This is a genomic window from Ruminococcus bromii (assembly GCF_928721825.1).
In the GTDB taxonomy this organism is placed as follows: Bacteria; Bacillota; Clostridia; order Oscillospirales; family Acutalibacteraceae; genus Ruminococcoides; species Ruminococcoides bromii.
Map to the genome: position 1 here is coordinate 1,141,568 of NZ_CAKMVP010000003.1, position 14,257 is coordinate 1,155,824.

The 14,257-nt window shown below is 39.6% G+C and carries 17 protein-coding genes; 12 read left to right on the forward strand and 5 right to left on the reverse strand.

The genetic code is table 11. The features are described 5' to 3' along the window. Positions 1-72 precede the first annotated feature (72 nt). From thiM to cytX, 5 genes are read left to right on the forward strand one after another with little or no spacing between them, the layout of a single operon-like run. Positions 73-894: a hydroxyethylthiazole kinase gene (gene thiM, locus QDI94_RS05810; RefSeq protein WP_015522707.1), complete on the forward strand. Its 822-nt coding sequence runs from the start codon at positions 73-75 to the stop codon at positions 892-894. Further along, complete coding sequence (thiE, locus tag QDI94_RS05815; RefSeq protein WP_015522708.1) at positions 881-1,525, forward strand: thiamine phosphate synthase; 645 nt, start codon at positions 881-883, stop codon at positions 1,523-1,525. Before thiM ends, thiE begins: the two co-directional genes overlap by 14 nt. After that, the gene (locus QDI94_RS05820; RefSeq protein WP_278475275.1) at positions 1,518-2,180 is read left to right on the forward strand and encodes an HAD family hydrolase; all 663 of its coding nucleotides are present in this window, start codon (positions 1,518-1,520) and stop codon (positions 2,178-2,180) included. Before thiE ends, QDI94_RS05820 begins: the two co-directional genes overlap by 8 nt. A gap of 26 nt (positions 2,181-2,206) precedes the next feature. Then, a complete protein-coding gene (gene thiD / locus QDI94_RS05825; protein WP_021882611.1) occupies positions 2,207-3,025 on the forward strand; it encodes a bifunctional hydroxymethylpyrimidine kinase/phosphomethylpyrimidine kinase in 819 nt (272 codons plus the stop codon). Next, positions 3,022-4,218: a putative hydroxymethylpyrimidine transporter CytX gene (gene cytX / locus QDI94_RS05830; RefSeq protein WP_101028783.1), complete on the forward strand. Its 1,197-nt coding sequence runs from the start codon at positions 3,022-3,024 to the stop codon at positions 4,216-4,218. Before thiD ends, cytX begins: the two co-directional genes overlap by 4 nt. A 109-nt stretch (positions 4,219-4,327) precedes the next feature. Here the strand turns inward: cytX and QDI94_RS05835 are convergent, their stop codons facing one another. The 5 genes from QDI94_RS05835 to QDI94_RS05855 all read right to left on the reverse strand — a co-directional run bounded on the left by QDI94_RS05835 (position 4,328) and on the right by QDI94_RS05855 (position 7,835). After that, on the reverse strand, positions 4,328-6,016 hold the full coding sequence (locus QDI94_RS05835) for a recombinase family protein (protein ID WP_278867856.1): 1,689 nt from the start codon (positions 6,014-6,016) through the stop codon (positions 4,328-4,330). A gap of 88 nt (positions 6,017-6,104) precedes the next feature. Beyond that, positions 6,105-6,278, reverse strand: coding sequence for a transposon-encoded TnpW family protein (locus QDI94_RS05840; protein ID WP_178573970.1), 174 nt, complete (start codon positions 6,276-6,278; stop codon positions 6,105-6,107). Next, a complete protein-coding gene (locus tag QDI94_RS05845) occupies positions 6,275-7,096 on the reverse strand; it encodes a ParB/RepB/Spo0J family partition protein (RefSeq protein ID WP_278867860.1) in 822 nt (273 codons plus the stop codon). The genes QDI94_RS05840 and QDI94_RS05845 overlap by 4 nt, the downstream gene beginning before the upstream one ends. Positions 7,097-7,192: 96 nt before the next feature. Further along, positions 7,193-7,528 carry a replication initiator protein A gene (locus QDI94_RS05850; RefSeq protein WP_278867863.1) on the reverse strand — a complete coding sequence of 112 codons (336 nt, stop codon included), beginning with the start codon at positions 7,526-7,528 and terminating at the stop codon, positions 7,193-7,195. 115 nt (positions 7,529-7,643) lie between these two features. Continuing rightward, a complete protein-coding gene (locus QDI94_RS05855; protein WP_278867866.1) occupies positions 7,644-7,835 on the reverse strand; it encodes a hypothetical protein in 192 nt (63 codons plus the stop codon). 500 nt (positions 7,836-8,335) lie between these two features. On the opposite strand from QDI94_RS05855, the gene QDI94_RS05860 reads away from it, so the two are divergent. The 7 genes from QDI94_RS05860 to QDI94_RS09900 all read left to right on the forward strand — a co-directional run bounded on the left by QDI94_RS05860 (position 8,336) and on the right by QDI94_RS09900 (position 14,195). After that, positions 8,336-9,232, forward strand: coding sequence for a LysR family transcriptional regulator (locus QDI94_RS05860; RefSeq protein ID WP_249377252.1), 897 nt, complete (start codon positions 8,336-8,338; stop codon positions 9,230-9,232). Between the two features lie 215 nt (positions 9,233-9,447). Continuing rightward, on the forward strand, positions 9,448-10,224 hold the full coding sequence (locus QDI94_RS05865) for an EFR1 family ferrodoxin (RefSeq protein ID WP_278867868.1): 777 nt from the start codon (positions 9,448-9,450) through the stop codon (positions 10,222-10,224). Then, positions 10,217-11,386: an iron-containing alcohol dehydrogenase gene (locus tag QDI94_RS05870; protein ID WP_278867870.1), complete on the forward strand. Its 1,170-nt coding sequence runs from the start codon at positions 10,217-10,219 to the stop codon at positions 11,384-11,386. The genes QDI94_RS05865 and QDI94_RS05870 overlap by 8 nt, the downstream gene beginning before the upstream one ends. 66 nt (positions 11,387-11,452) lie before the next feature. Then, on the forward strand, positions 11,453-12,298 hold the full coding sequence (locus QDI94_RS05875; protein WP_278867872.1) for an aldo/keto reductase: 846 nt from the start codon (positions 11,453-11,455) through the stop codon (positions 12,296-12,298). 23 nt (positions 12,299-12,321) lie between these two features. After that, complete coding sequence (locus QDI94_RS05880) at positions 12,322-12,969, forward strand: flavodoxin (RefSeq protein WP_278867875.1); 648 nt, start codon at positions 12,322-12,324, stop codon at positions 12,967-12,969. A 102-nt stretch (positions 12,970-13,071) separates the two neighbouring features. Further along, complete coding sequence (locus QDI94_RS05885) at positions 13,072-13,521, forward strand: flavodoxin family protein (RefSeq protein WP_278867878.1); 450 nt, start codon at positions 13,072-13,074, stop codon at positions 13,519-13,521. Positions 13,522-13,640: 119 nt separating this feature from the next. Further along, the gene (locus tag QDI94_RS09900) at positions 13,641-14,195 is read left to right on the forward strand and encodes a DUF4405 domain-containing protein (RefSeq protein WP_423816694.1); all 555 of its coding nucleotides are present in this window, start codon (positions 13,641-13,643) and stop codon (positions 14,193-14,195) included. The last annotated feature ends 62 nt before the right edge of the window (positions 14,196-14,257 follow it).

The window sequence follows — 14,257 nt, forward strand, 5'->3', positions numbered from 1 at the left end:
GGAAACAGCGAGCCTTTACGGACACACCTTTTGTTGGTGCGTCCGTTTTATTTTTATAAAGGAGAATCCGCTATGATTGGAAATTGTCTTGAAAATGTAAGAAAAAATGTACCGCTTGTACACAACATCACAAACTATGTAACAGTAAATGATGTTGCAAATGTACTTCTCGCTTGCGGAGGAAGTCCGATTATGTCAGACGAACCCGATGATGTTGCCGACATCACAAGCATTTGCGGCGGTCTTAACATCAACATCGGTACACTTAACAAAAACTCAATTGAGGGTATGTTCATTGCAGGCAAAAAAGCTAACGAACTTTCTCACAAAATTCTACTTGATCCTGTCGGCGCAGGCGCAAGCAAGCTTCGCACAGACACAGCGGTTAAGCTTGCAAAAGAAATCAAATTTGATGTTATCAGAGGTAACATCTCGGAAATCAAAACTCTTGCACTCGGAAGCGGCACAACAAAGGGTGTTGATGCCGATGTATCGGATGCGGTAACAGAAGAAAATCTCGATAACGCAGTTGCATTTGTAAAGGATTATGCCAAAAAGTCGGGATGCGTAATTGCAATCACAGGCGCTATTGACCTTGTAAGTGACGGCGAAAAGTGCTATGTAATCCGCAACGGTCGTCCCGAGATGAGCAAAATCACAGGAACAGGCTGTCAGCTTTCGGGTATGACAACTGCATTTATCGTTGCAAATCCCGACAATGTTCTTGAGGCAACTGCCGCAGCAGTTTGTACAATGGGACTTGCAGGTGAAATCGCTTTTGCAAATATGGCAGAAACAGACGGCAACTCAACATACCGCAACCGAATTATTGACGCTATCTATAATATGGATGCCGAAACACTTGAAAAAGGAGCAAAGTATGAATTGCGATAAAAAAGATTTGTTGCTCTATGCCGTAACCGACAGAGCATGGCTTAACGGTGAAACACTTTGCAGTCAGGTTGAAAAGGCTATTAAAGGCGGTGCAACATTCATTCAGTTAAGAGAAAAAAACCTTGACCAAAAGCATTTTCTTGAAGAGGCTCTTGAAATTCAGAAACTCTGCAAAAAGTACAATGTTCCCTTCGTAATCAATGACAATGTAGAAATTGCAAAAAAAATTGACGCTGACGGTGTTCATGTCGGTCAGAGTGATATGGAGGCAGGCAATGTCCGCAAGATTCTCGGTGACGACAAAATCATCGGTGTTTCGGCTCAGACTGTTGAACAGGCTCTTCTTGCTCAGAAGCACGGAGCAGATTATCTCGGAGTCGGAGCAGTTTTCAAAACAGGCTCAAAGGACGATGCAGACGATGTTTCACACGATGAACTTCAGAAAATCTGTGAGGCTGTTGACATTCCTGTAATCGCAATCGGCGGAATCAGCTCCAAAAATGTTACGGAACTCAAGGGCAGAGGTATCGTAGGCATTGCCGTTATCAGTGCTATTTTCGCTCAGCCCGATATTACAAAGGCAACAGCAGAGCTTAAAGCACTTACGGAAAAGACGGTTGCAAATGATTAAATCTGCAATATTTGATGTTGACGGCACACTTCTCGATTCAATGAAGATATGGGATGACGCAGGAGAGCGTTACCTCTCGTCTGTCGGCAAAACAGCCGAAAACGGACTTTCCGAAAAGCTCTGTGATATGAGTCTGACGGAAGGTGCAGAGTATATGAAAAAGCAGTATACTCTTTCCTTTTCAACTGATGAAATAGTTTCGGGTGTGCTGAAAATCATTGAAGATTTTTACTTTTATGAGGTCGGTTTAAAAAACGGTACAAAAGAAATTTTGCAGTTTTTGGAATCGAACAATATCAAAATGATTATTGCAACATCAAGCGACAAAACGCATATTAAAAAGGCATTTGAAAGGCTCGGTATTCTAAAATATTTTACGGACATTGTGACCTGTTCACAAATCGGAAAAGGCAAAACAAGTCCCGACATTTACCTTGCCTGTGCTGATAAACTCGGAACAGCTCCGAGTGAAACGCTTGTATTCGAGGACGCTGTTTTTGCCGCAGAAACTGCTCACAAGGCAGGTTTCAAAACGGTGGGAGTGTATGACGAATCGAGCAGGAATGATAAAAACAGAATAAAAGCCGTTTGCGATTACTACGCAGACAGCTTTGAAAAAGCGGCAGATTGGGGGCACCACCTTTTGTCGCTGTAAAAAATTAATGCAAAGAGGAGATTAAAATGAAAACAGCATTAACAATCGCTGGCAGTGACTGCAGCGGAGGCGCCGGTATTCAAGCGGATATCAAAACTATGATAACAAACGGTGTTTATGCCATGAGCGCAATCACCGCACTTACCGCACAGAACACAACCGGCGTTACGGCAATTATGGAATCCACACCCGAATTTCTGGGTGAACAGCTTGAAAGTATCTTTACGGATATTTATCCCGATGCCGTAAAAATCGGAATGGTTTCTTCATCAAGCCTTATCAAAACAATTTCTGACAAGCTGAAAAAGTACGATGCAAAAAATATTGTTGTCGATCCGGTTATGGTGGCAACAAGCGGAGCAAAGCTTATCAGCGACGAGGCGGTAAGCACGCTCAAAGAGCATCTCTTTCCGCTTGCAACAGTTCTTACACCGAATATTCCGGAGGCGGAAGTTCTCTCTGAAATGAAAATTTCAAATGAGGAAGAAATGATAAAAGCCGCTGAAATAATCAGCGAAAAGTACGGTTGTGCGGTTCTCTGCAAGGGCGGACATCAGATTAACGATGCAAACGATTTGCTCTTTAAAGACGGCACCTACACATGGTACAACGGCAAAAGAATCAACAATCCCAACACACACGGAACAGGCTGTACACTTTCAAGTGCAATAGCCGCAAATCTTGCAAAAGGCTTTGACCTTGACGCTTCCGTAAAGCGTGCAAAGGATTATATTTCAGGCGCACTTGCGGCAATGCTTGACCTCGGCAAAGGCAGCGGTCCCATGAACCACGCTTTTGACATTCAAAGTAAATTTACAAAAGAAAATTCGGAGGCAGAGCAATGAAAAAGCAGACAAGTGTATTTGAAAACAGTTTGATATGGTTCGGAGCAGGCGTTTCAATCGCCGAAATTCTCACAGGTACATACTTTGCTCCGTTAGGTTTTGAAAAGGGAATTTTAGCCGTAATCATCGGTCACATAATCGGATGTGCAATGCTCTTTTGTGCAGGACTCATCGGCGGTAAGTGCCGTAAAAGCTCAATGGAAACCGTAAAAATGAGCTTTGGCAACAAGGGCGGACTTCTTTTCTCTGTCCTCAATGTTATTCAGCTTGTCGGCTGGACAGCCATTATGATTTATGACGGTTCGCTTTCCGTGAACAGTATTCTGAATATGGGCGACACAGGCAGGTGGATTGCCTGTATCGTAATCGGCGCATTGATTGTGCTTTGGATTCTTGTCGGCATTTCAAACCTCGGCAAGCTCAACACAATCGCAATGGCGGCACTGTTCATTCTCACAATCGTGATGTGTTTCTTTATTTTCGGAAACGGCAACGGTATGGGTGCGGCAGGCGATGACTCAATGTCATTCGGTGCGGCAGTTGAGCTTTCGGTAGCAATGCCGCTTTCATGGTTACCGCTCATCAGCGACTACACAAGAGAGGCGGAAAAGCCGTTCAAGGCAACTCTCGCAAGCACACTTGTTTACGGTGCGGTAAGCTGTTGGATGTACATAATCGGTATGAGTGCATCTATCCTTACAGGCGAAAGCGATATTGCAAAAATCATGCTTAAATCAGGACTCAGCATTGCAGGTCTTGTAATTGTAATTCTTTCAACAGTTACAACAACCTTCCTTGATGCTTACTCGGCAGGAATTTCGAGTGAGTCGATATTCTCAAAACTCAAAGGAAAATATGTTGCCGTTGCAGTAACAATAGTAGGTGTAATCGCCGCAATTGTTTATCCTATGGATGACATTACCGATTTTCTCTATCTCATCGGTTCGGTATTTGCTCCGATGATTGCCATTCAGATTGCAGACTTTTTCATTCTCAAAAAAGACAGAGCAAACAAAGCCGTTGACATCTGCAACATTATAGTATGGCTTGCAGGCTTTGCGGTATATCGTTTCCTGATGAATGTTGACATTATCGTCGGCAACACTCTGCCCGATATGGTTTTCACAATCATCCTCTGCGTCATAGTTACCAAAATTGCAGACAAAATCACCTCAAAATCCAAGAAAGCGTAATCGCTTACAACAAAGTCAAATCCCCGTCAGATTTAGCCATGGGCTAATAAGGCAGTATTTAAGGAATTATGGTGTAATCCCGATAAAGGGGGTTACACCTTTTCTTTATTTAAGCGGATTTTTCCGCTTTTTTCTGTTTTACTCTTTCCATTATATTAATAAGCTGCTGCTCTGTTGGGATGTCAAATAACCCGACTGCCGTAAAATAAATATCCACTTTAACATTATTGTGAGAATGTTTCTTCTCATTGTTGTGAATTTCAATACGCTCAATAAGTTTGTTTACAACGGTCGGAGTAAGCTGTTTCATCTCTGTAAATTCCATAAGCCCTTGATAGAGCATCTTCATATCAACAGTTTGCTTTTGAAGTTCAATGAGAGCTTTTCCATTTTCTTCAACCTCTGATATAAGTCGCTTTTGCTCAGCTTCGTATTCATTTGCCATACGGGAATAACGATCATCGGATAACTTACCGAGAATATTATCCTCATAAATTCTTGAGAATAACTTGTCCAAATCGGATATTCTTTGCTTTGCACTTTCGGTTTTGGCTCGCAAAGATTTTTCTCGATTTATGGATTCTGCACCTTTCTTTTCGGAGATAAGATAAAGAAATGCACTGTTGTAGCAACGAACAAAATCCGCAAGTTCGGATATGGCTTCTTTAACGATTGCTTCAAGTACAACATCTCGTATAAAGTGAATTGTGCAAGTACCACGACCGTCTTTGTAGGAAGAACACCTCCAAAACTCTTGATTTTTCTTTAAGCTTTTAGAAGCACAAAAGTGAAGTTTAGAACCGCAATCGGCACAATATACTAAACCTGAGAACAAACTCCTTCTTCCTGTTGCGGTATTTCGCCTTTTGTTCTTCCTGAGTTCTTGCACTCTCAACCAAGTGTTTTCACTGATAATTGCTTCTTGTGTGTTTGGAATAATCTGATAATCCTCTTGTAATTTCTCAATTTTCTTATGCACTTTATAACTGACTGTTGTACTTTTGCCGTTTACAGTACAGCCGGTATATTGTCTGTTTTCAAGAATATGAACAATAGAATTTTCTCTCCAATGATAGATGTTAACAGGCATAGGATTGCTTATTTTCTTACCTACGGAATTGAAATATGCTGTCGGCGTAAGCACTTTTTCAGCTTCAAGTTGTCTTGCAATTTGCGACGGACCTTTACCCGAAATGCAAAGATTAAATATCTTTCTAACAATTTCAGCCGCAGGCTCATCTATGTACCATTGCTCCTTGTTACCTTCAATTTTCTTGTAACCATAAGGCACTGTTGAAGAAATCCTCATACCCTTTGAGGCTTTCATTTCATTAACGGCACGGATTTTCTTTGAAGTTTGTGCAGCATACCATTCGTTAAAAATGTTATGAAACGGCATCATTTCCGTTCCCATACCTTTCGTGGTATCAACATTTTCCTGTATGGCGATGAAGTTGACGCCTAAAGTCGGATAGACAATTTCCGTATAATGACCGCAAAGCAAATGCTCTCTGCCAAAACGGGATAAATCTTTTACAATTACGGTTGATACCTTACCAGCTTCAATAAGGTTTTCCATTTCCTGAAAACCGGGACGGTTAAATGTTGTTCCGCTGATACCGTCATCAACAAAGAATTGCGGATGTAAATATCCGTTTTTCTTTGCATAAGTCATAAGAATTTCTTTTTGATTTGATATTGAATTACTCTCACCCTCTAAATTGTCGTCTTGAGATAAGCGGCAATACAGAGCGGTGATTCTTTCTTCTTGCCCTTGTATATTTTTGTTTGTTGCCATAAACTATTTGCTCCTTTCTGTGGACAACAGGGCATTACAATGTATAGGTATTGTACACTTGCAATGCCGCAGTGTCGATTGTGCAAACTTATGCTATCTTTAATTCTGTAAGTAAATCTTCAAATTGTTGAAGCACATTTTCTCTGCCGTTAGGATTAAAATGTGTACTGACTTCATAAGTTGTGTTGCCTATTTTCATAAAGAACGCTTCATCATTCTTTTCAAAATACGGTGCATATATTGATTTGTTTTTATCTGTCATCTTTCGTCCCTTCTATTTCTTTCTCTTTGCCTTTGCCATTTTTCAAGCAGTGAAATAATTATCTTTTGCATATCGGATTTGGTGTAGTTCTTCGGAAAATATTTGCGTATATCATCTTCCATAAATCTAACCTGTTCTTTTTGATTGGGCTTTTCTTCGCACAAAACGGCAAATACAACATCAGTTGAATATCTACCTTGTTCACTGAATTTTCTTAATCGCTGTGCTTGCGATAATGACGGTGTTGCATCGGTAAATTCTATTTGTTCAAGTAATATTTGTTGTTCATATTCCGACAGATATGAAAGTTCAACCGCAGGAGTAAAGGCTATCCTTTCCTCGTCAACAAGTTTAAGTAATTCGGGTATTAAGTTTGTTAAGCGGATATATCGCTGAACATTTCTGCCGCTTTCGGTATCGGATATGTTATCTCTTGACTTGTGGACAACTTGTCCATAAGTTTTACCTTGATGTTTCAAAGCCTCTGATTTCATTTTGTATGCAAAAGCTTTTTCGCTCGGTAAAATATGTTCACGGTGTATGTTTGAATCCACCATTTGCACAATCGCCTCGTCTTTTGTGAGTTCTTCGATTATTGCGGGTACGCTTGTTATCCCGAGTTCCTTGCACGCCTCAACTCGTCTGTGTCCGCTGATAATTTCATATTTACCCGCCGGAAAAGAACGAACTATTATCGGTTCAAGCAATCCGTTTTCTTTTATGCTTTCTGTTAATTCTTGATGTTCGATTCCGTTTCTTTTCTTAAACGGATGATTTTCAAAAGGAACAAGTAAATCTATGCTTATGTTTTTTATCATTTTAACCTCCATATATATTCTTTTCTCGGCCGGTAACAGTCTTAATCTTCTAAGTCTTATTACCTTCCGTTATTCGGAAATTAAGAAAACCGAAAATCAGAATTGTTTCAGATAGATAATGCTCGGTTTGCCTTGACCTTGCTTTTTGCGAAGTATTAAGTCCGAAGTTTCAAGTTCCGAGAACAATTTACATATTTTTTCGTGACCGAAATGCAGTTTTTCTTGGGCAGACTTTATCGTAAAATACTGATATACTCTGCCTTGATTATCTATCCAACCGTTTTTGACGGACAAATGCATTCGGTCAAGCAAAAGTCCGTACAACATTTTCGCATCGGTTGAAACAGATTTGTACTTCTCTTCAAATAACGCTTTCGGTACTTTGTAGAAAGCAAAGTTTTTAGCATCCGATATTTTGAAATATTTGTTCACTGTATCACCTCTGTTTCTGTATTGATTTGGTGCCGAAATCGGTAATTTTTTCTTTTGTATCGACATTTTATTGAAAACAAGTATCGCTATATTAAATTAACCGCTGTCATCATATTCACGGCGATTTTTTAACGCTTTTTGCACCTCTTTTGGATTTGTACTTCGGGCAGAAAATAACGATTGCCTTGTAGCTCTGCTTGCATTTGTTTTTGCATTTTCGGCAAAGGCTGTTGTATGTTCTTCTGCCTGTTTCGGGATTTATGAAAAAATCCCATTCTTGTTTTGCTTTCTTTGATAATCTCGGCATTGTAAAAACTCCTTTCACTTGTTTGAACCGGGAGAGGCATTTTGCACCCCCTATTTGCAAATAATTTTTCCCTCTCACTTGGTAGGCAACGAAAACGGGCAAAAATTAACCCTCTGACCAATATTTTTTTATTACCCCTTCACTTGTTAGAACTGAGAACGCTTTTTTGGGGGGTGTTTTTGAAAAATTTATATTTTTTAATATTTACCTCTCTACTCATTTGGACAAAGGGTGACGAAATGCACACCCAAAATTGACGGTTTAATGAAAATTATTTGGAAAAATTTTTTATGCCCTTTACTTGTTTGAACAGGGGGAAGCGTTTTGTACCACCATAAGATGGAAAAGTTAAAAAATTAAAATAGCCGCCTGTGTGTTCAGACGGATATTTATTAGTCAATTTGATTTTTTGAGAGTTTTAAAGTATAATTAAGAAAAATATTTATCATTTTGATATACAACAGATTGTGATTTAATTTTGTTATGTAGGTGGTGGGATGATGTATAATCCACAGATAGAAACATTTATAAAGGTTGCGGACGCAGGAAGTTTTAACAAAGCGGCAGAGGAATTGTATATCACGCCGACTGCCGTTATTAAGCAAATCAATTTGCTTGAAAGCTCGCTTGACTTGGTTTTGTTTGAGCGTACGCACCGTGGGTTGATACTGACTAACGCAGGCAAGTCGCTTTATCAAGACGCTAAGTACATTATCGGCTATTGCAAGGACAGTGTTGTCAGGGCGAAAAATGCAATGAGCGAGGGCGAAAATATTATTCGTATCGGCTCGTCGCCTACAACTCCTGCTCAATTACTTATGCAAATGTGGCCGAAAATTCAAGAGCAATGCCCGGATATAAAATTTGAAATTGTTCCATTTGAGAACACACCCGAAAACGCAAAAGAAATACTTGCGAATTTGGGGAAGAACATTGATATTATCGGCGGAATATTTGACGACACAATGCTTAAACTCAGAAAATGCGAGGGCTTGCAATTATCTCGTGAGCCGTTTTGCTGTGCCGTATCCATTCACCACAAGCTTGCACAAAAGGATAAGCTTCAAATCAGCGATTTATACGGCGAAAATTTAATGCTTATGCACCGTGGCTGGAGCAATTATGTTGACCAATTGCGTGATGATATTTGGCAAAATCATACGCAGATACATATTGTTGATTTCGATTTTTACAATATGAGCATATTTAACAGATGCGAAAACACGAACGATGTTTTGCTTGCAATACCGGGTTGGGCAAATGTTCATCCTTTGCTGAAAGTTATTCCTGTTGAGTGGGAATACAGCATTCCGTACGGTCTTTTACATTCGATGACTCCAAGCGAAAATGTTCGACGGGTTTTAGATGCGGCTAAGAATATAGTTAAAACTAAATAAGCAGTTATAATCTAAAGGTATATACTGAATAACAAAACGAGACTTCATACGAGGTCTCGTTTTTCTTATAATATAGTTGAAAAGAAAAACAACGAAGGAGTGGCAGATATTATATTAACGAGCGATGAGGTATCAGCGATTGATAATAAGCTTGATAATATAAATATGTCCGCTGTTTTCGGTGGGTCGAAAGTGATAAAAAAGAGGAAGTAATTATGGTATTTTATTTCACCGCAACGGGCAACAGCCTTTATGTTGCAAAGTGTATTGACAAATATCCTGTCAGCATACCGCAGGCTATAAAAAATTCATCAATCTATTCAGACAACCAAATCGGTATTGTTTGCCCTGTTTATTGCGGCGAAATACCGAATACGGTAAAAGAATTTTTGAAAGAATCGAAGTTTGATACAAAATATATGTATCTCATTTTAACCTATGGCAACAGTGCAAGCGACTGCCCCGAGTTTACATATAACGAGTTTAAGGCTCTCGGTATCAACTTTGATTATATAGATACCGTTCACTGCGTTGATAATTACCTGCCTGTATTTGATATGGCAGAAGAAAAGAAAATTGACAAGCAGACGGATATTCAAATTGCACATATTATCAAGAATATTCGACTGATGAAAAAAGGCATTCCCTCTGCAACAGACGCAGACAGAAAGCTCCACAAGCAAGTGGCAACGCTTAACAAACTTATTCCGTCATTTAATAACGGCAAGATGATTAAAATAACCGATAAATGTATCGGCTGTAAAGTGTGCGAAAAGGTTTGCCCGACAGGTAATATAATTGTGCTGACAAATTATGCACAAAGGCGAAGCAAAAAATGCGAATACTGCCTTGCCTGTGTTCACGCTTGCCCTCAAAAGGCAATTATCGTTAAGCACGAGAAAAACAAAAACGAGCGATACAGAAATGAAAATGTATCACTCGATGAAATAATAAAATCAAATTTTCAGGATAGGAGAGAAAGCTATGAATAATTTTGTTTTTGAAAATTCATCAAAGGTATATTTCGGCGAAGGCTGTGTAAAAGAATATCTTTCAAATATTCTTTCAGCTTACGGCGACACGGTTATGCTCTGCTACGGTGGTGGCTCGATTAAGAAAAACGGCATTTATGACGAGGTTATAACCGTACTCAAAAAAGAAAATAAGGCAGTTGTTGAGTTTAGCGGTATTCCGTCAAACCCGACCTACAGCAAGGTGCTTGAGGGCGTCAAACTTGCCAAAGAAAGCCATGCTGATTTGATTCTTGCAGTCGGCGGCGGAAGTGTTATGGACTGCTGTAAGGCAATTTCACTCGGTGCAAAATATGACGGCGACATTTGGGCTGACTTTTGGGCAAGACCGGGTGTAATTGATTTTGAACCGTTGCCGCTTGGTATTATCGTCACTGTTTCAGGCACGGGTAGTGAATGCAACGGCGGTGCGGTAATCACAAACGAAGAACTTAAAATCAAAACAGGCAAAGATTATCCTCAGCTTAACGCAAAATTCGTTATGCTTGATTCGACCTACACATACAGTGTTCCTGAATTTCAAATGGTATCGGGTGCTTTTGATACTCTTTCACACATTATGGAAATCTATTTCAGTGAGCCGAACGAAAGCAATGTATCGGACGATATATCCGAGGCTCTTATGAAAAATGTTATCACCAATTTGCGTGCCGCTATCAAAAATCCCGAGGACTACACAGCAAGAAGTAACCTGATGTGGGACGCAACAATGGCTGAAAACCGTATCATCAAACTTGGCAAAAAGACGGATTTTGAGTGCCACCAAATGGAGCATCAGCTCGGCGCATACACTAACTGTAACCACGGTGCAGGTCTTGCCGTTCTTCACCCTGTTTATTACAGACATATTTGCAAGGCAGGCGAAAAGAAATTTGCTCAGTTTGCAGTTAATGTTTGGGGTGTTTCAAAAGACGGCAAAACAGACGAAGAGCTTGCAAAGGCAGGTGTTGAGGCCCTGGCAGATTTTATTAAGGAAATCGGTATGCCGACAACCTTTAAGGAACTTGGAATTGATGAAAACATCAATTTTAAAGAAATTGCAGATTCATGCGGCATTGTACCGGGTGCATACAAAAAGATGACACACGAGGAAATATTAAAAATTTTTGAAGAATGTAAGTAAACCCTTGACCTAAAGTAAACTTTAGATATTAAAATTTAATTATCAAGCAGAAAAGGAGTAACTATTATGGAATTTACAAAATTAAATAACGATGATCAAATGCCTATGCAGGGTATCGGAACATTTTTGCTGTCCCCTGACGAGGCAGAAGCATCTGCAACCTACGCTCTCAAAAACGGATGTCAGCTTATTGATACAGCAAATGCTTATTGCAACGAAAAAGCAGTAGGCAGAGCAATGAAAAACGCTGGCATTGACCGTAAAAATATTTTTCTTGAGACAAAGCTTTGGCCGTCATTTTATGAGCAGGACGACGCAGTAGATAAAACTCTTGATAGACTTCAAACAGATTATATTGATTTGCTTTTAATTCATCAGCCTGCCGGAAACTATATTGCAGGATATAAGCAAATGGAAAAGGCATACAAGGAAGGCAAGGTTCGTGCAATCGGTCTTTCAAACTTTAATGAAGAGCAGATTTGCGAAATCCTAAATATCTGCGAGGTTAAGCCGTCCGTTCTTCAAACCGAAGTGCACCCCTATTATCAGGAAAAGGAACTTAAAAAATTCCTTTCTCACGAGGATATTAAAATTCAGGCTTGGTATCCGCTGGGTCACGGTGACAGTGCACTTCTTAACGAGCCACTCTTTAAGAGCCTTGCTGAAAAATACGGTAAGTCGACAGCTCAAATCATTCTTCGTTGGCATATTCAGGAGGGCAACATTATTATCCCGGGTTCAAAGAACAGCGACCATATCAAGGCAAATTTTGATATTTTTGATTTTTCACTTACTAATGAAGAAATGGCAAAAATATCATTACTTGATAAGGGTGTAAGATATTATACCTCAACACCGGAAATGCTTAAAAAGTATGCCGAGATGATACCGCCTGTTGACGAACAAAAATAATTAAATTAAAGGAGATTAAGATTATGAAAAAATTAACCTCAATTCTTTTGGCATTCGTGCTTGTGTTTTCGTTCGCAGCTTGCTCTAATAATTCGAGCGACAATTCAAATACAACCCCAAGCACTTCACAAACGGCAGATACTTCAAAATCTACCGATGAAAATACCCAAAATTCTAATACACATTCAAAAATATTAGTTGTTTATTATTCTGCAACAGGTAGCACAAAAGCTGTTGCAGAAACTATAGCCGACACTTCCGGAGCAGATTTGTTTGAGATTACACCTGTTGACCCTTACACAAGCGATGACCTTAACTGGACTGATGACAATAGCCGCGTAAGTGTTGAGCACAACGACGAAAGCAAGCGTGATGTACCACTTACAAAGACTACGCCTGATAATTGGGCAGATTATGATACAGTATTTATCGGCTATCCGATTTGGTGGGGCATTGCTGCTTGGCCTGTAAACAATTTTGTTAAGGGCAATGATTTCAGCGGCAAAACCGTTATTCCGTTTTGCACATCAACATCATCAGGCTTAGGTCAGAGTGGTGACCTTTTAGCCGATATGGCAGGCACAGGCAATTGGCAGGATGGCGAAAGATTTTCTTCAGATGCCTCATCAAGCAAGGTTGAATCTTGGGTGAACGGTCTTGAGCTTAAATAAAATCCGTAAATTTACAGTTGTGCTTTTGGCGGTTACTGTTACGGTGATACCATTATGTCTTGGCTTTTCGGCGAACATTAAATTATTAAGAGAGGTAATATTATGAAAATTCTTTTTATTAACGGCAGTCCGAACAAAAACGGAAATACTGCTAATCTTGCCTCAATTCTTTTGAACGGCAAGGAATACGAAACACTTAATTTAACTGACTTCACAATCGGCTCATACGGTCAAACTTTACCTCATGACGGACTTGACAGAGTGATTGAAAAAATGAAAGAGGCTGACACAATCGTTATCGGTTCTCCGCTTTATTGGCACAATATTTGCGGCTCTGTTCGTAATGTTTTAGACCGTTTTTACGGCAAGGTTGACGAGAGCGAGCTCTTAGGCAGAAAGTTATATTTTGTATTTCAAGGTGCAGCACCTGAAAATTGGATGCTTGACACAGGCGAATACACAATGAAACGCTTTGCCGGACTTTACGGTATGAAATATATGGGAATGGCAACGAACGCCAAAGAGGCTGAAGACTTAAACAAAACCGTATGAATTCAAAAACAAAATTAAAACTAAAGCCGCCAATTGATATTTTAATGACATTTGCTCTGCTTCTTTTGATGTCCTACGAACTTTTAGGCTCAACTGCACACGAGGTAGTCGGCGTTGCTATGTTTGTGCTTTTTGTTGTTCATCACGCACTCAATATAAATTGGGCAAAGCATTTAACAAAAGGCAGGCAAACACCTATAAGAATTTTTCAAAATATTCTTGTTTTGCTTGTGCTTATATCATTTGTCGGCTCAATCGTCAGCGGGGTAATTGTTTCAAGGCATCTGTTTACATTTTTGAATATAAAATCAACCTATGCAGCGAACAGAATCCATATGCTTTCTGCATATTGGGGATTTATATTTATGTCGCTCCACCTTGGACTTCATTTCAATATGATTTTGCTAATGATAAAAAAGAAAAAGCAACTCTCACCAAAAGTGAGGACTGTTTTCAAAATAATATTCATACTCATTTTCGCATACGGAATTTACGCATTTTTCAAACGGGATATAGCATCTTACCTGTTTCTGAAAAATCAGTTTTTCCTCCTTGGAGATAACGAACACCTACTGCTTTATCTCTTTGACTATATGTCAATAATGTTTTCCTTTGCAACATTGAGCCACTTCGTTTTTTCAATATTAAAGTCGAATACAAAAAGCGGGTCTTAGGGTGTCCCTAACGAGAAAATTACCGTTTGGATAACCAAATGGTCTGCTCGCTAAGTTTGTAC